This window comes from Actinomadura livida (assembly GCF_014648675.1).
Taxonomy (GTDB): Bacteria; Actinomycetota; Actinomycetes; order Streptosporangiales; family Streptosporangiaceae; genus Spirillospora; species Spirillospora livida.
In genome coordinates this window covers 340864-360715 of the sequence record NZ_BMRO01000004.1, presented here as the reverse complement: position 1 = coordinate 360715, position 19852 = coordinate 340864, and the positions used below count along the sequence as shown (strand labels likewise).

Below are 19852 nucleotides of genomic sequence, written 5' to 3'. Positions count from 1 at the left end.
CAGGTGCGTTCTTCCCGATGGAGAGCTACCCCTCCATTGTGGAGGAGCAGAGCGAACATCTCCATGGGAGGCGACCATGTCGACCACTTTCCGTACCGCCGTCGTCCGCGATCCGGGCGGCCCCGACCCGATCGAGATCATCGACGTGCCCCGCACCGAGCCGGGGCCCGGCGAGGTGCGCGTCGAGATCGCGGGCGCCGCGGTCAACCCCGTCGACCTGGCGGTCGTGTCCGGGTTCTTCCACGAGATCGGGCTGATCGAGCGGACCGGCCACGTCGGCCTCGGCTGGGACTTCGCCGGGACCGTCGCCGCCGCCGGCCCGGACGCCGGTTTCCCGGTGGGCAGCCGCGTCGCGGGGATCCTCCCCGGCTTCGACCGCGACTTCGGGACCTACGCCGAGCAGCTGGTCATCCCGGTCGACGACCTCGCCCTCGTCCCCGAGGGCCTCGACCTGACCACCGCGGCGGCGGTCCCGCTCAACGCGCTGGCAGCGGCCCGGCTCGTCGACCTGCTCGGGGACGGGGAGGGCCGGAGCCTGCTGGTGACCGGGGCCGCCGGCGCGGTCGGCGCGAACGCCGCCGTGCTCGCCCAGGAGCGCGGCTGGCGCGTCACCGGCCTGGCCCGCGCCGGGGACGAGAAGTTCGTGCGCGGCCTCGGCGTCGACTTCACCCAGGAGGCGGCGCCCGGCTGGGACGCGGTCGCCGACGCCGCCACGCTCCAGGACAGGGGCATCGCGCTGGTCCGCGACGGCGGCGTCTTCGTCGGCGTGCTGCCGAACGCCGCGCCGCCGGAGGAGCGCGGCGTCACCGTCCGCGTACTGGACGTGCGGGCCGACGGCGCCCGGCTCGCCGAGCTGCTGGACGCCGCCGCGAGCGGCCGCCTGCCGGTGCGGGTGCACGCGGTCGTGCCGCTGGACGAGGTCGCCGGCGTCCACCGCGCGGTCGCGGAGGGCGGCGTGCGCGGGAAGTACGTCCTGCGGCCCTGACCCGGACGCCTCGGACGCCGGCCGCCTCCGCCGTCGCACCCGGCCGCGGAGGCGTTCCGCCGCATATGAAGGCTTCAGCGTCGCTGCACGGTGAACGTGCCGCACCCTGGGCTCTGAATGGTGCCGTGGATTTGGTCGGGATCGGCGGATGACAGGCGGGCGCTCAGCGAGACCATTTCATAGGCGCCCGGCCTGCTGAGCCAGGAGTCACCGTGCAGAGCCAGCGAACTGCCGGTGACGTGCCCCCGCAGGGTGAACGAGCCCGACAATCCATCGGAGTTGCCGGGCGCGGGGGCGAAACGGAAGATGCCGCTGACCGTTCCGCTCGACCTTTGGACGAGGGTGAGGTTCAGCTGCATGAGCCCTTGCGGGCAGGTGTAGGTGCCGCGCCAGCTGCCGGTGAGCGTGCTCTGCCGGAGCTCCGGCGTCGAAAGATCCGGCGTCGAGAGCTCCGGGGGCGGCGGGAGCTCGCGGGTGGGCCGCGATTCGGTGGTGAAGTTCGGTATCGCGCACCCTGAGCCGAACAGTGCCATCGCGGCGATGGCGGCCGAAGCCGCGGTGATCCTTGCGCGCCCGTTCCGCCGGACGGTGTCGGGCTGGCTGCTTCTCATGGTGGCGACCCTCTGGCTGCTGGACGCCCCGCGCATCGGCACGACCCATGCCGGACCCCCGCACGGGGACGAAGGTGATCGAATCGGAACTGTGACGGCGCGCACCCGGTGCGGGTTCCGTCGGGTTCGATCGTCCGGCGCGGGGACGCGGTCAGCAGATGCGTGGCAGCGGGTCGCCCACCAGGAGGTCGACGATGCGGGTCCCGCCGAAGACCGTCTTCAGCAGGACGAGACCGGGCGGGTCGTCGCGCACCTGCCCGATGACCGCGGCGTCCGCGCCGAGCGGGTGCCGGCGCAGCGCGGCCAGGGCGGCGTCCGCGGCCTCCGGGGCGACGACGATCACCGCGCGGCCCTCGCAGGCCACGTACATCGGGTCGATGCCGAGGAGCTCGCAGGCGCCGCGGACGGCGGGCCGCACGGGGACGGCGGACTCGTCCACCACCACGGCCGCGCCGGCGTCGGAGGCCAGCTCGTTGAGGACGGTCGCGACACCGCCGCGGGTGGCGTCGCGCATGCGGCGGACGGTACCGGGGCAGGCGTCGCGGACCTCGGCGAGCAGGCAGTTCAGCGGCGCGGTGTCGGACGCCAGGTCGGCCTCGATGTCGAGTTCGCCGCGCGCCAGCATGATCGTGACGCCGTGCTCGCCGATCGGGCCGGTGACGAGGACCGCGTCCCCCGGCCGGACCTCGGCGCCGGCGGCGTGCGCGAGGCCCACCCCGGCGGTGTTGATGTAGCAGCCGTCGGCCTTGCCCCGCTCGACGACCTTGGTGTCGCCCGTGACGATGTCCACGCCGGCGGCCTCGGCGGCCCGGCTCATCGACTCGGTGATGCGGCGCAGGTCGGCGACCGGGAAGCCCTCTTCGAGGATGAACCCGGCCGAGAGGTGCAGCGGCGTCGCGCCGGAGACGGCGAGGTCGTTGACGGTCCCGTTGACGGCCAGGTCGCCGATGTCGCCGCCGGGGAAGAACAGCGGCGACACGACGTAGGAGTCGGTGGTGAAGGCGAGCCGGGTCCCGTTCACGGTGAGGTGGGCGGAGTCGTCCAGGCGGTCCAGGTGCGGGTTGTCGAACGCCTCGCGGAACACGGCCTCGATCAGGGTGTGGGTGGCCTTGCCGCCGGAGCCGTGCGCGAGCGTGATGGCGTCCTCGCGGAGGCGTGCCTTGCGGGACCGGGCGCGCTCGATGCGTTCGAGCACCTGCTCCTCGCGGATCGTCACGCGTCCCGTCACCGTGTCGCGTCCGGTCACCGTGTCGCCTCCTTGACGCGCTCGCGGGTGAAGCGGCCGAAGTTGTAGTACGCGGCGCAGGCGCCCTCGGAGGAGACCATGCAGGTGCCGATGGGCGTCTCCGGCGTGCAGGCCGTCCCGAAGACCTTGCACTCCCACGGCTTGAGGACGCCCTTCAGCACCTCGCCGCACTGGCACGCCTTCGGGTCGGCGACCCGGCCGCCCGGGATGTCGAAGACGCTCTCGGCGTCGTAGGCCGCGTACTCGTCCCGGAAGCGGAGCGCGGAGTGCGAGATGAAGCCGAGGCCGCGCCACTCGAAGTAGGGCCGCGGCTCCATGGTCTGCCCGATGACCTGGAGCGCCTTGGCGTTGCCGTCCCACGGGACCACCCGGCCGTACTGGTTCTCGACCTCGGAGCGTCCCGCCGCGAGCTGCGCCAGCAGCATGTGCACCGACTGGAGCAGGTCCAACGGCTCGAAGCCCGCGACGACCAGCGGCTTCCCGTAGTCGCCGGTGATGAACGAGTACGGGCGGCAGCCGATGACGGTCGAGACGTGGCCGGGGCCGATGAAGCCGTCCAGCCGCAGGTCCGGCGAGTCGAGGATCGCCTTGATCGCCGGGAGGATCGTCACGTGGTTGTTGAAGACCGAGAAGTTCCCGATGCCCTGGGCCGCCGCACGCAGCACCGTCATCGCGGTGGACGGCGCGGTGGTCTCGAACCCGATCCCCATGAAGACGACGCGGCGGTCTGGGTTCCGCTGGGCGATCTTCAGCGCGTCCAGGGGCGAGTACACCATCCGGATGTCGGCCCCGGCGGCCTTGGCGTCGAAGAAGGAGCCGTCCCCGCCCGGCACCCGCATCATGTCCCCGAAGGACGTCATGATGACGTCCGGCTGGGACGCGATGTGGATGGCGTCGTCCACCCGTCCCATCGGGATCACGCACACGGGGCAGCCTGGGCCGTGCACGAGCGAGATGTTCTCGGGCAGGTAGTCCTCTATCCCGTGCTTGTAGATGGTGTGGGTGTGGCCCCCGCACACCTCCATGAACTTGTACTGGCGGCCTGGCTCGCACAGGGACGCGATGGAGGCCGCGAGGGTCCGCGCCTTGTCCGCGTCCCGGTACTCGTCGACGAAGCGCATCAGTCGATCCTCGATTCCCGCAGTGCGTCGATCTCGTCGTCGTAGGCCTCGCCGAGCCCTTCGAGCATCCGCAGCGTGGCCATCGCCTCCGCCTCGTCGATCTTCGACATGGCGAAGCCGACATGGATGAGCACCCAGTCGCCGGCGGCGAGCGCCTCCCGGTCGAGCAGGCCGATGTTGACCGAGCGCCGGACGCCGGTGACGTCGACGGTCGCCAGCGGGCGGTCCGCCATGATCTCCACGATCTCGCCAGGTATCGCCAGGCACATCAGCGGGCCTCCCGGTCCAGTTCCGCCTGCGTGAGTTCCCGCTGCGTCAGTTCCCAGAGGGCGTGGTAGATCGTCGTCTGCGCCTCCTGGATGCGGTGCACGGACGACGACGGCACCACGAACAGGTGGTGCCGTCCGTCGGAGAACGCGGGCTCCTCGGCCATCTGGCCGCCGGTGTATCCGGCGAGGCCGACGGTGAGCATGCCGCGCCGCGCCGCCTCCCGCAGCGCGGCGATCAGGTTGTCGGAGTTCCCGCTGGTGGACAGCGCGAGCGCGATGTCGCCCGGCCGCCCGAACGCGGCGAGCTGCCGCGCGAAGACCACCTCGAACCCGATGTCGTTGGACAGCGCGGTCACCACGGCGACGTCCGTCGTCAGGGCCAGCGCGGGCAGCGGCCGCCCGGCGTCGCCCGGGTTGAGGAACAGCGCGGCGACGTCCTGCGCGTCGGTCGAGCTGCCGCCGTTGCCGAACGTGAAGAGCCGCCCGCCGGCGCGGAACGCGTCCGCCATCCGGGCGGCGCAGACCGCGAGGGCCTCCCCGTACTCCTCCAGGACGGACTCGCGCAGCCGGGCGATGTCGGCCGCCTTCTCGGCGGTCGAGCGGCGGACGTCGGCCATGAGCGCGTCCAGCCCCGGACCGCCCGCGTACAGGAACGGATAGAGCTGCTGCATGCCGGTCATCTCACGACTCCGATGGCCTCTTTGGCGTGGACGAGGACGGTGTCGCCGGCCGCGGCGTCCACCAGCGCCACGCTGACCTGCTCGACCCGCCCGTCCCCGGTGTCGACCTCCGCGAGGCCGTCGTCCCCGATGCGCAGGATCCGCACGGGGACGGCCTCGTCCGAGCAGGTCACGCAGTGGTCGCCCGCGCAGTCCCCGCCCGCCTGGGATGTCGTCATGCGCCGTCCTCCCCGGTCAGCACGTCCGGCTGCTCCAGGAACACGTGGACCAGTTCCCAGAGCACGTGGTAGGCCGTGACGTGCACTTCCTTCACGACGCGCGGATCGGCGGACGGCACCGTGACCAGGTGGTCGGCCGCCCCGGCGAGCTCGCCCCCGTCGCCGCCCGCCAGCGCGACCGTGAGCATCCCGAGGTCGCGGGCGGTCGCCAGCGCGCGCCGGACGCTCCCGCACCGGCCGTCCGGCGAGATGCCGAGGGCCATGTCGTCCGGGCCGCCGAAGCAGCGGAGCTGGTGCGCGAAGATCTCGTCGAAGCCGGCGCCCGCGCCGACGCCGGTGAGGGTCGCGACGTCCCCGGTGAGCGAGAGCGCGGGCAGCGCCCGCTTCCCCACGATCACCGGGTGGACGAACTCGACCGCCACGTGCTGGGCGTCGGTGGCCGCGCCGCCGGTCCCGAACGTGAACAGCCGGCCCCCGCGGTGGAACCGCGCCGCCATCGCGTGGCAGGCGGCGGCGATGGTCCCGGCCTCCCCGGCGAGCGCGGCGGCGGGCTCGGCCCGGCGCCGGAACACCTCGGTCACGGTCATCGGCCGTCACCTCCCGGTCCGGCCCTCACGGGCCGGTCCTCAGGTACCGGCGCAGGACCGGCGTGTCCCGGACGAGCCCGACGATCACCGCGAGCACGAACAGCGCGATGATCGTCCGGAGCGCGTCCGGGCCGATGCGCATTCCCTTCCGCATGCCTCTCCCCCTTCGGTCGCTCACGCGGGCGTCCCGGCGAGCAGCCGCCCGGTCTCCCGGGCGACGAGCATCTCGACCAGCCGGACGGCCTCGGCCACGGCGGCGGCGACCGGCCGGCTGAGCGTCATCTCCCACGGGGGGTGCGCGGCCCGCTCCGCCGGCTCGCACGCGACGAGCAGGGTCCGGGCCGGGACCCTGCCGTCCTCCCTGGCCAGCCGCACCGGGTCGAGCGGGTGCCCGGCCTCGCCGAGGCCGCCGACCGGCTCGACGAGCGAGACGGTGCCGGGCACGAGGCCGCGCGCCGCCGCCTCGACCAGGACCACCGTCCGGTAGTCCGCGCCGAGCGCGTACATGAGGTCGGTGCTCCGGATGCCGAAGTCGGTGACGTCCACGCCCTCCGGCAGCGGCCGCCTCCGGAGCCGCCGGGCGACCTCCACGCCGAAACCGCCGTCGCCGTTGAAGACGTTCCCGATGCCCGCGACGAGCACCGTGCCGGACCGTGCCGCAGGGTGGGACCGCGTCACCGGGCGTCCCTCCCAGTGAGCGCCTCAGCGGCGGCGCAGCGCTCCAGGAACTCCGCGGCCCGCGGGTCGGCGGCGGACATCTCCCGCCGCTCCTCCTCGCTGAGGCTGAGCACGCTGAGGACGAGCAGCCGCCCGGCCTCGGTGCCGTCGAACGGCGTGCCCTCCGGCGCGACCTGCGGCCAGTCGTAGAGGACGACCGGGGCGGCGAGGACGGTGTCGTAGCGGCCCGGCGCGCCCGCGAGCACCGGCCACAGCCCGTCGCTCGCGCACTCCGCCGCGGCGTCGGCCAGCCGCTCGGGCGGATCGCCCGGCGAGACGAACGCCCCGCCGCGCGCCCGCGCGACCACGTGGGCGCACATCATGCCCGCGTGGACGGCCTCGTCGCGGTCCTCGCCGCGGCCGGTGTTGACGACCTCGACCCGCAGCCGGACGACGCCGTCCCCGGCCTCGGCGGCGGAGAGTTCGACCGTCCCGTCCACCCGGTGCCACAGGCGCATGAACCGGGCCCCGCCGCCGAGCTCCTCCTCGTCGGTGCCCGCCGCGACCGCGACCGGGACCCGCACGGGCGAGCGCAGGAGCCGCGCCACGGGGACCCGGCCGCCGGTGATCTCGCGCTCGCGCGCCTCCTGGCGGGTCTCGTACGTCCCGTCCCCGGTGCTGACCTCGTCCACCGGGACGCCGCCGTCCATGGCCTGGCGGTGCACCGCGTGCAGGAACCGGAGCGTGACCTCCACGTCCGCGTCGGGCGAGCCCTCCATGAGGAACTCGGCGCAGACCGTCCACGGGTCGCCGGCCGCTTCCGCGTACGGGCGCGGGTAGACGCCGCCTATGGTCCACCTCCGCCCGCGGCCCTGCGCGGAGCGCCGGGAAGGCCAGAGCTGATGGCCCTCGTAGAGGACCACGTCGGCGATGGCCCTTACGCGGTCCACTCTTCCTCCTCGCGCAGCTCCCGGTCGTCCCGCAGCATCTCCGCCCTGCGGAGCAGCTCGTCGACCGTGTCGTCGAAGGACGAGTGCGCCCGCCGCGCCCGGTAGGCGGCCAGGCGGGCGAAGCAGTCGTCGTCCAGGCGGAGCCAGCGGGCGGCCCCGTAGTAACGGTCCATGAGGTCCCGCCACGTCTGGACGGGGAGGCGCCCGGTGGCCTCGTGGTGCCACGGGATCTGGCCAGTGCGCAGCCGGCCGTCCTCGCCCGGATAGAACACGGTGCCGTTGAAGGTGAGGTCGAGCGGCACGTCGCCGCCGCGGAGCGCGTGCAGGTAGCGGTCGGCCGCGACCTGCATGTCGTGCCCGCACGCGAGCGCGAGCGTCACCTCCGCATCACCGCGGAACGTCGGCACGGTCGCGCCGATGCGCCCCCACGTCAGGCCGTGCAGCGACCTGTCCCCCACGTCCGGCTCGCCGAACACGCCGGCGAGCCGCTCCCGCTCGGCGTCGTCGTAGGAGCGGCGCGACGCCGCGATCGTCACGGTCGTGGTGAGCAGGACGCACTGGACGGGCCCGCCGTCCAGCCGCCGCAGGCCGATCCGCAGGTTCAGCGTCGGCGTCGCCGCGAACGTCTCCGCCTCGATGCCGAGCAAGTCGAGCCCGAGCTCCGGCGGCGCGCTCATGACGGACCCTCGATCATGGTCTTCCATCCCCCTCGATGCTCACCATCGCTTCCACCCGCCCGGTGGAGATCATCATCAATTCGCACTGCCCGGCGAAGCCGCCCCGAAACACCCTGGGAATGCCGCGGGAACGATGACCCGATCTTGGCAAAATCGGCATCCGACCAGGGGGAGATCACTCGGCAGAGATCGCGCGAAAATGGCCCGAACAGCGATGGGAAAGCGCGGAGCCCGACCCGCCGCACCGAACACGGAAACCAGCAATTCCTGGCCAATTGCCCGATTCGCGAACGCCACTCGCCGCACCCGGAATGGCAAGACTTTCCACGCCCGTGCCGAACCCCGTACCCGCCCCCGCCGCCGGCTCCGGCGGCACGAGGTCACGGGCCGCGGGGTTGACCTTGAGTGGGCTCCAGCCTCTAGCGTTCGGGGCAACGTCGAAGGGAGCTCATCAGTATGGAGTACCGCAGGCTCGGGCGGACCGGTGTCAAGGTCAGCGCGCAGTGTCTCGGAGCCATGATGTTCGGGACCATCGGGAACGCGGACTACGACGAGTGCGAGCGCATCGTCCACCGGGCCTTGGAAGCGGGCGTCAACTTCATCGACACCGCGGACATCTACTCGGGCGGCAGGAGCGAGGAGATCGTGGGCCGCGCGATCAAGGGGCGGCGGGACGACATCGTCCTCGCCACCAAGTTCTTCAACCCGATGGGCGAGGACCGCAACATGCGGGGCGGGTCGCGCCGCTGGATCGTCCGGGCCGTGGAGGACAGCCTCCGCCGGCTCGGGACCGACCACATCGACCTCTACCAGATGCACCGGCACGACTGGAACGTCGACCTCGAGGAGACGCTCGGCGCCCTGGACGACCTCGTCCGCCAGGGCAAGGTGCTCTACCTGGGGTCGTCGTCGTTCCCGGCCGACTGGATCGTCGAGGCGCAGTGGGCCGCCGGCCGGCGGAACACCGAGCGCTTCGTGTGCGAGCAGCCGCAGTACTCGATCTTCGCGCGGGCGATCGAGACGGACGTGCTGCCCGCGGCGCGGCGGCACGGCATGGGCGTCATCCCGTGGAGCCCGCTGGCCGGAGGGTGGCTGACGGGCAAGTACCGGCGCGGCGAGCAGGCGCCCGCCGGCTCCCGGTTCGCCCACGGCGACCGGCTCGGCAAGGACCCGAGCACGCCCGACCGCTTCGACGCGGTCGAGGGGCTCACGGAGATCGCCGATGGCGCCGGGCTCTCGCTGACCCACCTGGCGCTCGGGTTCGTCACCGAGCACCCGGCCGTCACCTCGGCCATCATCGGGCCGAAGACGATGGAGCAGCTGGAGGACCTGCTGGCCGCGGCCGACGTCCGCCTCGACGCCGGGGTGCTCGACGCCATCGACGAGGTCGTCCCGCCGGGTACCGACATGCCCGGCATCGACCACATGTCCGGCAACCCGTCGCTGCGGCCGGGGAACCGCCGCCGGTGAGCGTCCGGGCCCCGGCGCGGGGTGGCGCCGGGGCCCGGTCCCTTACTTGATCAGCGGGTCGCGGGGGAGGCCGAGGATGCGCTCGCCGATCTGGTTGCGGGTGATCTCGGACGTGCCGCCCGCGATGGACAGGCCGCGCGAGCCGAGCCGCAGCCGGCTCGCGGCCTGGGCGAGCGGCCCGTCGGTGAAGGCGGCCTCCGGGCCGGCGAACTCGGCGAGGAGGTCGGCCGTGGCGTGCGCGTGCTCGGCCAGGACCAGCTTGGTGATGTTGCCCTCCGGGCCGGGCTCGCCCCCGGCGACCGCGCGCTCGGCGGACCGGAGGTTGAGCAGCCGCAGCGCCTGCTCGCGGGCCGAGTGCGCGCCGACGCGCTCGGCCGCCGCGGGCACGCGGTCGCCGCGTTCGGCGTAGAGCCGGAAGAGGTCGGGTCCGGGCGGTCCGCCGACGCCGCCGCCGATGCTGACGCGCTCGTTGCCGAGGGTCGCGCGGGCCACCGCCCAGCCCTGGTTCGGGGTCCCGACGACGTCGGCGTCGGGGACGAAGACGTCGGAGAAGAACACCTCGTTGAAGTCGGAGTCGCCGGTGGTCTGGCGCAGCGGCCGCACCTCGACGCCGGGGTGCTTCATGTCGACGACGACCATGGTGACGCCGGCGTGCTTGGCGGCGTCCGGGTCCGTGCGGACGGTCGCGAAGCCCCAGCGGCAGTAGTGGGCGCCGCTCGTCCAGACCTTCTGGCCGTTGACGAGCCAGCCGCCGTCCACCTTGACCGCCCTGGTCTTGACGGCCGCCGCGTCCGACCCGGCCTCCGGCTCGCTGAACAGCTGGCACCAGATCTCGTCGCCGGTGAGCGCGGGCCGCACCCAGCGGTCGATCTGGTCCTGCGTGCCGTGCTGGATCAGGGTGAGGATGACCCAGCCGGTGATGCCGTACTGGGGGCGCTTCACGCCGGCGGTGCGGAACTCGTCCTCGATGACGAGCTGCAGCCCGGCGCTCGCCTCCACTCCCCAGGGTCGCGGCCAGTGCGGCTGGACGTACCCCGTCTCGATCAGCTTGGTCCGCTGCTCGGCGGCGGGCAGCGCGGCGATCTCGCGGGCCAGCTCGCGGATCCGCGGCCGCTCCGCCTCCGCCTCGGGCGGCAGGTCGAGGTTCGCCTTCCGGGCGACCCCGGCGGCCCGGAGTCGCGTCACGTCCCGCTCCGCCGCGTGCGGGTCGAACACCGCCTCCAGCGTCGCGGCCCGGCGCAGCAGCAGGTGCGCGTCGTGCTCCCAGGTGAAGCCGATCCCGCCGTGCACCTGGATGTTGAGGCCCGCGTTGCCGGTGAACGCGGGGATCGCGAGCACCGCCGCGACGGCCGCGGCCAGCTCGAACTGGTCGGCCGGGCCGGACGCCGCCCGCGCCGCGTCCCACACCGCGGCCGTGCCCAGCTCGGCGGCGACGAGCATGTTCGCGCAGTGGTGCTTGACCGCCTGGAACGTCGCGATCGGCCGCCCGAACTGCCGGCGCACCTTCGCGTACTCGGTCGCGGTCTCCACGCATTCGAGCGCCCCGCCGACCGCCTCCGCGGCGGCCAGCGTGCGGGCGACGGCGGTGGCGTGCTTCCGGGCGCCCGCGAGCACCGCCTCGGCCGGGACGCCGTCGAGGCGGACGCGCGCCGACCGGCGGGACGGGTCGAGGTTGCCGGGGACCTCGACGGTGACGCCCGCCGCGTCCGCCCGGACCACGACCATCTCGTCCCCGGCGGCGAGGACCAGCAGTTCCGCGAGCCCGCCGCCGAGCACGACCCCGGCGTCCCCGGACGCGGTGCCGTCGCGCAGGGCCACCGAGCCGTCCACGCCGAGCGCCGCCAGGGTCTCCCCGGAGGCCAGGCCGGGCAGCAGCCGCGCCCGCAGGTCCTCGTCACCGGACGCGGCGATCACCGCGGACGCCGCCATCGTGGGCAGCGCCGGGCCGGGTGCGGCCGCCCGCCCGAGCTCCTCGGCGACCACGACCAGTTCCTGGAGGCCCGCCCCGCCGCCGCCGTGCTCCTCGGGGAGGTGCAGGCCGAGCAGCCCGAGCCCGGCGAACTCCACCCAGAAGCCGGGCGGCTCCTCCTTGTCCGCCTCCAGCAGCGCCCGGTTCGCCGCCCGCGCGTCCTGGTCGCGCAGGAACGAGCGCGCCGTCCGCGCCAGCTCCCGGTGTTCCTCGGTGATGGCGATCGCCATGGCCCCTCCAAGGGTCGTTCCGCTCCCGGCGCCCTGGCGGCCGCCCGGCGCTCCAGCAAATCAGTAGATTGATTGCGTTGTTATTCTGGACCGGTCGACCTCCCCACGTGAAGGAGCGGTCCCATGCGACGGGAACCGGCCGCGCCCCGCGACCGGGCGCCGGAGCCCGTCCGGATCCCGCGGCCCGCCGGACGCGGCGCCCGCACCTCCGCGCTCGTGGCCTCGTCCATCCGGTCGCAGATCGCCCGCGGTGAGCTGCGGCCGGGCGACCGGTTCCCCACCGAGGACGAGCTCATGGAGGTCTTCGGCATCGCCCGCAGCACGCTGCGCGAGGCGCTGCGGATCCTGGAGTCCGAGGGACTGGTGACCGTGCTGCGCGGCCGGAACGGCGGGCCGCGCGTGACGCGTCCGACGGTCGAGCACATCTCCCGGATGTTCGCGCTGCTGCTGCAGATCGAGGGCGTCCCGATGAACGACCTCTACGCGTCCCGGGCGGCGATCGAGCCGTGGCTGGCCAGGATGTTCGCCGAGACCCACACGCCCGAGGCGCTCGCCGACTTCCGGGCCGCGGTCGACGCCGCCGCGGACGCCGCGCACATCGCGGACGGCACCGCGTTCGGCGAGGCGGCGGCGCTGGTCCACGAGAAGCTGTTCGAGCACGCCGGGAACGCCTCGATGGCCCTGTTCGCGCGGCTGCTGAGCGAGGTCGTCTCGGCGTTCTACCGACGGTCGGGGCAGGTCACGAGCATCACCGGGCGCAGGCGGGCCGTCCGGTCGTACCGGAGGTTCTGCGAGCTGGTCGAGGCGCGCGACGCCGACGCCGCCGAGGCCCACTGGCGGCTCCACATGTCGCACACCGCCAAGGCGTTCCTCGAACAGCCCGTCGAGCTGTTCCCCGCCCCGGACCGCTTCTAGCTTCTGGCGGCTTCTGGCGGCTGCTAGCGGATCGCCTCGACGAAGCGCAGCGCCTCGTCGCGTCGCATGCCCGTCTCGGCGCACACCAGCGCGATCGCCGACTCGTGGTCGCCGGCCTGCTTGAACGCCCGGACCCGGTCCGACAGCATGCCCCCCGGCGCGATGATCAGGTGTCCGCCCTGGAGGGCCTTGACGTAGTCCTTCGCAGCCCTGGAGTCGAGGCCGAGTTCCCTGCGGATCAGCTTGACCGCGTCCTTCGGGCTGCCCTGGGCGATCAGCGCCTGCGCCTTGCCCTGGGTCTCGGGCGGGACGACCCTGGCGAACGCCTCGCCCTTCAGGCCGTCCACGTACTCCTTGGCCTCCTTGAGCCCGAGGCCCGTGACCTCCCGGACGAGCTTGATGGCGGGAATGTACTGACCCTTGCCGATCATGCTGAGGACCCGTTCGCGACCCTCGGGAAGCAGGTACGGGACGGAGGATTTCACTGGTTCTCTCCCTCGGTGCGGCCGGCACCCGATTCTTCCATCCGCGGGCGGCCGCATCCTCAGCGGCGCGGGCGGCGCCCGAGCCGGGCGACCAGCCGGTCCCCTGCGGACGCGTCCGGCCCCGCGTCGACGGGGTCGGCGAACAGCGGAGGGCGCGACTCGGGCAGCACGAACGGGCAGACATGGAGGAGCTCCTCCGCCAGGTCGGGCGGGACGGGCCGCCGCTCCCCCGACGCCTGCGCGATGTCCCAGCCGTGCACCGCCACCTCGACCGCCCCCGCCGCGGCCATCAGCTCCCCGTCCATCCGGCGGTCACCGATCTCCACCTGCCCCAGCGCCCCGGACGCGCGCAGCAGCCGGATCGCGCTCACCCGCACGGCCGACACCGGATGCTCCTCCCGGCCGGGCTGGACGGAGGTCGGCGCGACCCGCCCCAGCGAGATGCCCTCCTGCAGCGCGGACAGGGAGTCCCGGAGGTGCAGCAGCAGCATCTCAAGGTCCCAGGAAGCGCAGGGGGTCCGCCGCTGCAGCATCTCCGGCGTGACCGCCTGGACCGACGTCAGCGCGAAGCCGATCGCCCGCTCCAGCAGCCACCGGCCCCGCAGGGCCGGATACGGCTCGTGCGTCCGCTCGCGCATCGGCGATCCAATCCTGGTGATGTGCCTCTCACGTGTGGACCGCCCGCCAAGCGAAAAGTCATCGCAGACCGGCGCGCCACAGGAGCGCCGAGGTGCGGAACTCCACCTAGCAAACGATTGATATCGCACAATTCGGACTTACAGCTGCCGGACGAATGTCGTTCCACCTGTTTTCCTTAGAAATCACCACATGTTCGGGCATGGTGAATACGATCATCCAATCGGAGCGCCCCGGCGAATCGCAGGCCGGAGGCGCCCGCACCGGCGTGCGCAATGGGGCGCGCGCCCACCCCGACTAGGACAGGTGACCTGGGCAGATGCTCGTCCAAGCGATCAACGTCATCTCGATGGTGCTCCCGAACATCTTCATGTGGTGACGCTCGTGAGGATCCACTCGGGATGAAACGTCTGGCAGGCGCTGCCTGGTCGTGATGCACTGAACGAATGACAGATCCCATGACCGTGGCGGTCGCCACCGCCATGGCCGGCAAAGCCGTCGAGGTCGCGGGCGAACCCGTCCGCGCGGCCGTCGCCGAGATGTGCCGGCGGGTGCGCGAGCGGTTCCGCGGACGTCCCTCCGACGAGGCGGCCCTGGCCAGGGCCGCCGAGGACCCCGACGCCGTCGAAGGGGCCGTCCGGCGCCTCCTGGACGAGGATCCCGGCTTCCGCGCGGAGCTGGAGGCCCTCTGGAACCAGGCCCAGACGAAGGCGTCCGCGAACGACGAGGGTGTCGTCAACGTCTTCAACGGCCGGGCCGACAAGGTCGTCCAGCTCCGCGACGTCCAAGGCGACCTGAACATCAACTAGGCGCCGCGGCCGGCGCCTCCCGAGCGAGTTTCGGTTTCCTCGAACCTCGGGAGGCCCGTCCCCGTATGACCGGCCGTGGGAGAGCAGCCGGGACCCTGGGTTGCGGTCGGCGGAGAAGCGTGAAGGCGCGCGTCAGATGACCGGCGACGCGGCCCGCCCCGCCGATCCCTGGGCGCCGTTCCTGGCCGCGCTCGAAACCGGGTGCGGAACGTGCGGCGGCACGGGCGGCGTCGTCCGCGAGCAGTGGCGGACGTGGTACCGGCAGGCGGACGAGCTGGTCCGGGTCGCGCAGGCGGCGCGCAGGGCGGCGGACATGACCCCCGAGAAGGCGCCGCACCAGGACTTCTCCTACGGCTCACTCCGGCTGGGCCCGGCCGAGCCCTCGATCGTCGCCGCCATCGACCGCGCGATCGACGACCACATGAGGGCCCGGCCGGAGGGCCCGGAGGAGGCCGCCTGCGAGACGTGCCGCGGCTCCGGGACGGTCCTCACCCCCACCGGCCGGCGCCTCGCCGAGATCCTGGCCCGCCACGGCTTCTTCCGCGACAGGTGACGCCATTACGCCTGGCCGACGTCGAACTCCCAGTGCCACGGTTCGTACGGGCTGCTGTAGGCCCACCTCGGGTGCATCCAGCCGTACTTCCTGGAGTTGTCCTCCAGCCACTTGAACTGGGGTGAGGACTCGCGCTGGACGCCGTCGCACAGGTCGACCGCGATGCCGATCCCGTGCTTGCTGTTGCCGGGACGCGCGGCCATCCCCGCCGGCATGCTCTGGTACAGCTGCTTCTGCTTGTTGTAGCCGCGGTAGGAGCTCCGCACGCACATCTCCTTGCCGAAGCGGTCGTGGTACGCGGCGTTGAGCTTGTAGAAGGCCACCGCGGCGTCCGCGCGCAGGTACTCCCCGTCCTGGGGCAGCTTGCAGAGCTGGTCGACGGGAATCCGCCCGTTGGCGTACCGGGCCGTGCTCTTCGAGGGGTCGCAGTCATCCGGCGCCTTGCGCGGCGGCCCCTCGTCCCGCTTCGCCGCCGACCTGTCGACGCGCTCCGCGACGGCCTTCGTTGACGGAGTCTCCTTGGAGTCCGCGGAACCGCCGTCCGCCGAACCTCCGTCCAGCGGCGCCACGGCCACGGCGCCCGCGAAGACACCGGCGAGGACGACGCTCAGCACGGGAGCGGGCTCGAATTTCTTCTTACGGTGCCGACCGATCACGGCAGTTGCTCCTTCCATGCCGCCTACCGGGTTAGCTGACGGATTCGGGCATGGAAGTCGCCCTACGACCCTCGTCGCACGTGGCGAGGAGGCGTCGATTCACCCCTGCGAGGCGGGCATGGACCCGCACATCGCGCTGGTTCCCCGGCTCCGCGCACCACGCGGACTCGGCGCAGCCGCCCGCCCGGCCGACACACGACCCGAACGGAACGGACACGATCAGATGGTTACGGCACCTGGCAGGCGCCGATTTCGGACAGACCGTACCAAAGCTTCAAGCGGCTGCAAACACCCCGCAAACCTAACCCCACCTGTCCGAACACCCGCACGCCCCTGACCCCCGGGCATGCAGGCTCCCCGGGGACCCGATCAAACAACCGCCGCGGTATCGAGCTTCAGGACCTGGAGAACGTCCTGATGGAAGCGGTCCATCGCGTTGTCGATGCTGCGCACGAAGCCGGTCTCCTCCGTGCCCCGCTTGGTGCCCATGCCGGACGGGAGGGTCAGCCGGAAGGTGGTGATCTGCTTCCCGTCACCGGGGACGAGGATGCCGGGTTCGCTGGTCAGGTTCGCCAGGAGCTCGCAGGGGCCGGTCTTGTGGCCGGGCGTCAGGGCTTCGACGCGAAGCTCGGGCGGGGCCTCGTTCAGCTGCCGCAGTAGCCATTGGACGCGGGTGAGGGGACGCGCGCGGTCCGCGGCGGGGATCTCGACGGTGGTCTCGATCTGGCCGGTGCGCAGGTCGGCTTCGAGGAGGACCGGGCCACCGGCGGTGGGCATGCGGATCTCGGCGCTCATCCGCCCGGTCTCCACCAGGGACGTCACGGTCTGCAGGCGGCGCACCGACGCGTCCCCGTCCCGCCGCCTGCGGAGCACGGGAGCGACACCCGTGCCGGTCCCGCCGCTCAGGCGCAGGCACAACTGCCGGATCAGCTTCTCCCAGCTTTCGGCCACCTGCATGGCACGGCGGTCGCCCAGGCGGAGCGTCCCGGCGGTGACGGCGTTGCGCACCGGGACCCACGCGGAGCCCATGTCGCGGAACCCCTGGCACCCGGCGCCGTCCTGACGCAGGTAGTGCAGCAGTTCGCTGAGCAGCCACGCATGGACCGGATTGGCGACACCGTCGTGATGGCACAGCATGTCGGCTTCATGGGCGACCTCGGCCCAGGAGACGTGCCGCAGCGCGACCTTGCGCAGCAACCGCTTGTCGACCTTGAGCGGATGCTCGCTGCCCAGGGCCAGGTCGTTCGACAGGGTGATCACGGCCTCGTAGCCGTTCCGGGCCGCGACCTCGAGGTAAGCCTGCACCTGCTCCGGTTTGAGGGGGTTGCCGCCGGTCTTGGTCTCGATCAGCGCCGTCCAGATCCTGCCCGCCCTCGCCACGCGCAGCACGCCGTCCGGCCGCACCTTGCCGTCCCCGTGCTTGAAGCTCGCCTCGGCGAACGTCTGGACCGTCCCGGCCGGAGCGTTGAAACGGGCGGTCAGCCGGCGGCCGAACTCGGGAACCTGCGCCATCACCGACAGCAGCGTGGCGGTGGCGCGGACCTCGCGCTCCTGATCGTTGCGCAGACCGGTCACCGAGAACAGCCGTGCGTGCCGCCACGAGGAATGCTCAGCCAGATCGACCTTCGCCGCCTTGGGGAGGGTGGTCTTCTTCTTGGCGGTCCGAACCCGCTTCGGCCGCTCGTCCTCGACCGGCGTCGCGGCAACCGGTTCGGGCTGGTCGGTGCCGGACGTAGGGCCCTGCGAGGCCGGCGCCTCGCCCGGCTCGTCCTCGTCGCCGTCATCGACGTTGATCCCGAAGTCGGTGGCCAGCCCCGCGAGCCCGGATTCGTACCCCTGGCCGACGGCACGGAATTTCCAGCCGTCGCCCCTGCGGTAGAGCTCCCCGAAGATGAACGCGGTCTCGGTGTCGGCGTCCTTGATGTCGAAGACCAGCAGGACCTCTCCCGAGCCGTCCGAGACGGCCAGGCGCAGGTCGTCCAACGCCCCGAAGGTCGCCTCCCTGTAGCGGCTGGCGGCGACGACCACGCGTTCCACCTCGGGACGCAGCGCGGTCAGGTCGACGAGTATGCGGTCCTCACTGCCCGTGGCGGTGGGCGCCTTGCCCAGGAGCCGGACGGACTCGTCGGCCGTCGCGGGCTGGTTGTAGAAGACGAAGTCGGCGTCACTCCCCACCTTGCCGTCGGCATTGACCAAGAGCACCGAGACATCGGCCTCGCCTTCACCGGAAGGATCGATCCAGCTCAGCGCGACGGTCAACGGCCCCGTCGCCGCGGTCAGGCCGGACAGGTCGATGTTGGCGCCCTTGGACATCTGCTGCACTGGCCGGCTCCTCGTTCCGCGTGGGTCACGTGTGCGCGGCGGGAGCCATGATCGCCACCGGCCGCCAGGCACGCAGAGCGATCATCTGAGTGCGCGCTGCCAGCGTACGTTCGGATCTCCGGCTCTTCACGGGAGGGGCCACACCCGGCCAGCCGTGGGCTACTCGGCGCGGGCGCCGCCGACGAACGTGCGTTCCTGCGGGGACGCCACGAGTTCGACCATGGTGCCGGCGCGGAACTCCTCGCCGAGCACATCGGTGATCGCGTCGGTGAGGCCGGCGCCGAGGCGGGCGGTGATCTCGTCGGCGTCGGGACGGTCGAAGGCGCTGGCGCGGACGCCCATCGTCAGCGAGGCCCCGGTGTCCACGCTTTTCCCGCCTTGCACGAAGCGGCCCGCGGGCACTCCGGCCAGGCGGATGCCCACCAGGTCACGGGCCCATTCACCGTAGACTCCGATGATCGCTTCGGTCAGAGCGGTGACGAGCTCGGATTCCTTGCCCGACAGCCTGTTCTCCGGAAGGTGCACGGTCAGATGCGGCATGGCGAGCCCCGTTCCCTTTGACCTTAAAAGCTTTGTACTCAAAGGTACTTGGAGGGGCCGCCGATGTCCACCGCCCCGGACGGTCCGGCCGTCGACGAGGCCGTCCGCACCCTGCTGCTCCTGATGCCCCGGCTGGTCGGCCGCGCCAAGCGCCTGCCCGTCCCCCAGGCACTCCAGGGCTTCGACCTGGCGCCCCGCCACCTGGCGCTGCTGGCGCACCTGGAGTACGACGGCCCCGCCAGCGTCAACGAACTCGCCGCGCGGCTGGAGGTCGCCCCGACGACCGTGAGCCTCATGGTGAGCGAGCTGTCCCGGCGCGGCGTCCTGGAGCGCACCACCGACCCCGCCGACCGCCGCCGCCGCATCATCGCCATCGCCCCCGCCTACACCGCACCGATCGGCGAATGGCTCTCCGGCAACGCCTCCGCCTGGGAACGCGTAATGCGCGACCTGACCCCCGCCGACCGCGCAACGGTGATCACCGCCCTACGCGCCTACGAGACCGCCCTGGAACAGGGCGCCAACCGAACCGGCGAGCCCTGACAACGACCGCCGGCTAGGGACCCTCATCGCCGTTCAACACTCGCGTGAACCAATCGAGGGAACCGCTCTTCTGCACCTCCGCGGCCAAACGCTTGGCGGACGCGGTCTGGAGTTGGGCGAGTGAACTGTCGATCCACGGCCGGGTGTTCCGATTGCCGTGCTCCCGGTACTCGACGGCCTGAATGAGGCACTCGAGCTTGTCCGCGTCGCGGGCGCACATCGCCTCGGCGCTGGCCTTCCCTTCATACTCTGCGACGACACCCGTGATCATCGCGGTGACCACGTCCGGCAGACCGCGCGTCTGGTGCTCGGTGACCTCCTCGTTGGACGCCTTTTCCACATACGGCCTGGCCAGGTAAGGGAGGTCGGTGAGACGCGTCTCCTGACTGTCGTGGAAAAGGCTCAGCAGCGCGGCACGCTCGGGATCGGCCCCCTCCATCGCGGCCAGGACGCTCGCGATGATCGCCGTACGGAACGAATGGTCGGCAATGCTCTCGGGGTCCTGCACACCCGCCACGAACCACCCGGTGCGCTTGTATCGCTTGAGAAGCCCGATCTCATACAGGAACCCCGCCAGCCGTTCAGTCTCACTCGCCATGCTCACCCTTCCCCAACAATCCGCCACACCCAGCCCCGCCGCACTGCGGGACGACCGCACACCCGCACCACCACGCCGAATCCAATCCCCACCGTCGGGCACGTCCGAACGTCGGACCGTCCCAC

23 protein-coding genes, 1 pseudogene and 1 riboswitch are annotated in these 19852 nt (G+C 72.4%); of the genes and pseudogenes, 6 read left to right on the top strand and 18 right to left on the bottom strand.

What is annotated here, in order from left to right:
• The first annotated feature begins 76 nt into the window (after positions 1–76).
• Positions 77–985 carry an NADP-dependent oxidoreductase gene (locus IEZ03_RS11355; protein ID WP_184888456.1) on the top strand — a complete coding sequence of 303 codons (909 nt, stop codon included), beginning with the start codon at positions 77–79 and terminating at the stop codon, positions 983–985.
• Between the two features lie 74 nt (positions 986–1059).
• On the opposite strand, the gene IEZ03_RS11350 is transcribed toward IEZ03_RS11355, so the two are convergent.
• The 11 genes from IEZ03_RS11350 to IEZ03_RS11305 all read right to left on the bottom strand — a co-directional run bounded on the left by IEZ03_RS11350 (position 1060) and on the right by IEZ03_RS11305 (position 8001).
• Positions 1060–1518 carry a hypothetical protein gene (locus tag IEZ03_RS11350; protein ID WP_189241186.1) on the bottom strand — a complete coding sequence of 153 codons (459 nt, stop codon included), beginning with the start codon at positions 1516–1518 and terminating at the stop codon, positions 1060–1062.
• A 229-nt stretch (positions 1519–1747) separates the two neighbouring features.
• Positions 1748–2842, bottom strand: a complete 1095-nt coding sequence (gene hypE / locus IEZ03_RS11345; RefSeq protein ID WP_308427959.1) for a hydrogenase expression/formation protein HypE — start codon at positions 2840–2842, stop codon at positions 1748–1750.
• On the bottom strand, positions 2839–3963 hold the full coding sequence (hypD, locus tag IEZ03_RS11340) for a hydrogenase formation protein HypD (protein ID WP_184888460.1): 1125 nt from the start codon (positions 3961–3963) through the stop codon (positions 2839–2841). Before hypD ends, hypE begins: the two co-directional genes overlap by 4 nt.
• Positions 3963–4232 carry a HypC/HybG/HupF family hydrogenase formation chaperone gene (locus tag IEZ03_RS11335; RefSeq protein WP_132052217.1) on the bottom strand — a complete coding sequence of 90 codons (270 nt, stop codon included), beginning with the start codon at positions 4230–4232 and terminating at the stop codon, positions 3963–3965. Before IEZ03_RS11335 ends, hypD begins: the two co-directional genes overlap by 1 nt.
• Positions 4232–4912, bottom strand: coding sequence for a D-sedoheptulose-7-phosphate isomerase (locus IEZ03_RS11330; RefSeq protein ID WP_184888462.1), 681 nt, complete (start codon positions 4910–4912; stop codon positions 4232–4234). Before IEZ03_RS11330 ends, IEZ03_RS11335 begins: the two co-directional genes overlap by 1 nt.
• Positions 4909–5130, bottom strand: a complete 222-nt coding sequence (locus IEZ03_RS11325; protein WP_184888464.1) for a HypC/HybG/HupF family hydrogenase formation chaperone — start codon at positions 5128–5130, stop codon at positions 4909–4911. The genes IEZ03_RS11330 and IEZ03_RS11325 overlap by 4 nt, the downstream gene beginning before the upstream one ends.
• Positions 5127–5717 carry a D-sedoheptulose-7-phosphate isomerase gene (locus IEZ03_RS11320; protein WP_184888466.1) on the bottom strand — a complete coding sequence of 197 codons (591 nt, stop codon included), beginning with the start codon at positions 5715–5717 and terminating at the stop codon, positions 5127–5129. The genes IEZ03_RS11325 and IEZ03_RS11320 overlap by 4 nt, the downstream gene beginning before the upstream one ends.
• Before the next feature lie 25 nt (positions 5718–5742).
• Complete coding sequence (locus IEZ03_RS38540; RefSeq protein ID WP_268248535.1) at positions 5743–5871, bottom strand: hypothetical protein; 129 nt, start codon at positions 5869–5871, stop codon at positions 5743–5745.
• Between the two features lie 20 nt (positions 5872–5891).
• The gene (locus tag IEZ03_RS11315) at positions 5892–6395 is read right to left on the bottom strand and encodes a hydrogenase maturation protease (RefSeq protein ID WP_229808214.1); all 504 of its coding nucleotides are present in this window, start codon (positions 6393–6395) and stop codon (positions 5892–5894) included.
• Entirely contained in the window at positions 6392–7324 is a 933-nt protein-coding gene (locus tag IEZ03_RS11310) for a hypothetical protein (protein WP_184888468.1), read from the bottom strand. Before IEZ03_RS11310 ends, IEZ03_RS11315 begins: the two co-directional genes overlap by 4 nt.
• Complete coding sequence (locus IEZ03_RS11305; protein WP_184888471.1) at positions 7312–8001, bottom strand: DUF6084 family protein; 690 nt, start codon at positions 7999–8001, stop codon at positions 7312–7314. Before IEZ03_RS11305 ends, IEZ03_RS11310 begins: the two co-directional genes overlap by 13 nt.
• A 456-nt stretch (positions 8002–8457) precedes the next feature.
• Here IEZ03_RS11305 and IEZ03_RS11300 point away from each other — a divergent pair, with 456 nt between their 5' ends.
• Entirely contained in the window at positions 8458–9471 is a 1014-nt protein-coding gene (locus IEZ03_RS11300; RefSeq protein WP_184888473.1) for an aldo/keto reductase, read from the top strand.
• A gap of 42 nt (positions 9472–9513) precedes the next feature.
• Here the strand turns inward: IEZ03_RS11300 and IEZ03_RS11295 are convergent, their stop codons facing one another.
• Positions 9514–11670 carry an acyl-CoA dehydrogenase family protein gene (locus IEZ03_RS11295; protein WP_184888475.1) on the bottom strand — a complete coding sequence of 719 codons (2157 nt, stop codon included), beginning with the start codon at positions 11668–11670 and terminating at the stop codon, positions 9514–9516.
• 123 nt (positions 11671–11793) lie between these two features.
• Here IEZ03_RS11295 and IEZ03_RS11290 point away from each other — a divergent pair, with 123 nt between their 5' ends.
• Positions 11794–12585: a FadR/GntR family transcriptional regulator gene (locus IEZ03_RS11290; RefSeq protein ID WP_184888477.1), complete on the top strand. Its 792-nt coding sequence runs from the start codon at positions 11794–11796 to the stop codon at positions 12583–12585.
• Between the two features lie 23 nt (positions 12586–12608).
• On the opposite strand, the gene IEZ03_RS38965 is transcribed toward IEZ03_RS11290, so the two are convergent.
• Positions 12609–13070: a ribosomal protein L7/L12 gene (locus IEZ03_RS38965; RefSeq protein ID WP_184888479.1), complete on the bottom strand. Its 462-nt coding sequence runs from the start codon at positions 13068–13070 to the stop codon at positions 12609–12611.
• 59 nt (positions 13071–13129) lie between these two features.
• The gene (locus IEZ03_RS11280) at positions 13130–13708 is read right to left on the bottom strand and encodes a TIGR03086 family metal-binding protein (RefSeq protein ID WP_184888481.1); all 579 of its coding nucleotides are present in this window, start codon (positions 13706–13708) and stop codon (positions 13130–13132) included.
• 444 nt (positions 13709–14152) lie between these two features.
• On the opposite strand from IEZ03_RS11280, the gene IEZ03_RS11275 reads away from it, so the two are divergent.
• Both IEZ03_RS11275 and IEZ03_RS11270 read left to right on the top strand, forming a co-directional pair.
• The gene (locus tag IEZ03_RS11275) at positions 14153–14515 is read left to right on the top strand and encodes a hypothetical protein (protein ID WP_184888483.1); all 363 of its coding nucleotides are present in this window, start codon (positions 14153–14155) and stop codon (positions 14513–14515) included.
• Positions 14516–14651: 136 nt separating this feature from the next.
• The gene (locus IEZ03_RS11270) at positions 14652–15068 is read left to right on the top strand and encodes a hypothetical protein (RefSeq protein ID WP_184888485.1); all 417 of its coding nucleotides are present in this window, start codon (positions 14652–14654) and stop codon (positions 15066–15068) included.
• A 5-nt stretch (positions 15069–15073) separates the two neighbouring features.
• Here the strand turns inward: IEZ03_RS11270 and IEZ03_RS11265 are convergent, their stop codons facing one another.
• From IEZ03_RS11265 to IEZ03_RS11255, 3 genes and pseudogenes are all read right to left on the bottom strand, one after another.
• Positions 15074–15724, bottom strand: coding sequence for a M15 family metallopeptidase (locus IEZ03_RS11265; protein ID WP_229808213.1), 651 nt, complete (start codon positions 15722–15724; stop codon positions 15074–15076).
• A gap of 5 nt (positions 15725–15729) precedes the next feature.
• A riboswitch (cyclic di-AMP (ydaO/yuaA leader) is annotated at positions 15730–15907 on the bottom strand.
• A gap of 1602 nt (positions 15908–17509) precedes the next feature.
• Positions 17510–18037: pseudogene (locus IEZ03_RS38815) on the bottom strand (TerD family protein); the annotation flags it as partial.
• A gap of 168 nt (positions 18038–18205) precedes the next feature.
• Positions 18206–18586, bottom strand: a complete 381-nt coding sequence (locus tag IEZ03_RS11255) for a tautomerase family protein (protein WP_184888491.1) — start codon at positions 18584–18586, stop codon at positions 18206–18208.
• A gap of 63 nt (positions 18587–18649) precedes the next feature.
• On the opposite strand from IEZ03_RS11255, the gene IEZ03_RS11250 reads away from it, so the two are divergent.
• Positions 18650–19129 (top strand): MarR family winged helix-turn-helix transcriptional regulator, encoded by a 480-nt coding sequence (locus IEZ03_RS11250; RefSeq protein ID WP_184888493.1) that lies wholly within the window; start codon positions 18650–18652, stop codon positions 19127–19129.
• 13 nt (positions 19130–19142) lie between these two features.
• Here IEZ03_RS11250 and IEZ03_RS11245 read toward each other — a convergent pair whose 3' ends face one another.
• A complete protein-coding gene (locus IEZ03_RS11245) occupies positions 19143–19727 on the bottom strand; it encodes an HD domain-containing protein (protein ID WP_184888495.1) in 585 nt (194 codons plus the stop codon).
• Positions 19728–19852 lie beyond the last annotated feature (125 nt).

Bases quoted from the DNA above. Each gene is read 5' to 3' on its own strand.
- IEZ03_RS11275 (WP_184888483.1), top strand. From the start codon at position 14,153: ATGACAGATCCCATGACCGTGGCGGTCGCCACCGCCATGGCCGGCAAA.
- IEZ03_RS11295 (WP_184888475.1), bottom strand. From the start codon at position 11,670: ATGGCGATCGCCATCACCGAGGAACACCGGGAGCTGGCGCGGACGGCG.
- IEZ03_RS38540 (WP_268248535.1), bottom strand. From the start codon at position 5,871: ATGCGGAAGGGAATGCGCATCGGCCCGGACGCGCTCCGGACGATCATC.
- IEZ03_RS11290 (WP_184888477.1), top strand. From the start codon at position 11,794: ATGCGACGGGAACCGGCCGCGCCCCGCGACCGGGCGCCGGAGCCCGTC.
- IEZ03_RS11280 (WP_184888481.1), bottom strand. From the start codon at position 13,708: ATGCGCGAGCGGACGCACGAGCCGTATCCGGCCCTGCGGGGCCGGTGG.
- hypD (WP_184888460.1), bottom strand. From the start codon at position 3,963: ATGCGCTTCGTCGACGAGTACCGGGACGCGGACAAGGCGCGGACCCTC.
- IEZ03_RS11325 (WP_184888464.1), bottom strand. From the start codon at position 5,130: ATGACGACATCCCAGGCGGGCGGGGACTGCGCGGGCGACCACTGCGTG.
- IEZ03_RS11330 (WP_184888462.1), bottom strand. From the start codon at position 4,912: ATGACCGGCATGCAGCAGCTCTATCCGTTCCTGTACGCGGGCGGTCCG.
- IEZ03_RS11305 (WP_184888471.1), bottom strand. From the start codon at position 8,001: ATGAGCGCGCCGCCGGAGCTCGGGCTCGACTTGCTCGGCATCGAGGCG.
- IEZ03_RS11335 (WP_132052217.1), bottom strand. From the start codon at position 4,232: ATGTGCCTGGCGATACCTGGCGAGATCGTGGAGATCATGGCGGACCGC.
- IEZ03_RS11320 (WP_184888466.1), bottom strand. From the start codon at position 5,717: ATGACCGTGACCGAGGTGTTCCGGCGCCGGGCCGAGCCCGCCGCCGCG.
- IEZ03_RS11255 (WP_184888491.1), bottom strand. From the start codon at position 18,586: ATGCCGCATCTGACCGTGCACCTTCCGGAGAACAGGCTGTCGGGCAAG.
- IEZ03_RS11270 (WP_184888485.1), top strand. From the start codon at position 14,652: ATGACCGGCGACGCGGCCCGCCCCGCCGATCCCTGGGCGCCGTTCCTG.
- IEZ03_RS11350 (WP_189241186.1), bottom strand. From the start codon at position 1,518: ATGGCACTGTTCGGCTCAGGGTGCGCGATACCGAACTTCACCACCGAA.
- IEZ03_RS11250 (WP_184888493.1), top strand. From the start codon at position 18,650: ATGTCCACCGCCCCGGACGGTCCGGCCGTCGACGAGGCCGTCCGCACC.
- IEZ03_RS11300 (WP_184888473.1), top strand. From the start codon at position 8,458: ATGGAGTACCGCAGGCTCGGGCGGACCGGTGTCAAGGTCAGCGCGCAG.
- IEZ03_RS11355 (WP_184888456.1), top strand. From the start codon at position 77: ATGTCGACCACTTTCCGTACCGCCGTCGTCCGCGATCCGGGCGGCCCC.
- IEZ03_RS11245 (WP_184888495.1), bottom strand. From the start codon at position 19,727: ATGGCGAGTGAGACTGAACGGCTGGCGGGGTTCCTGTATGAGATCGGG.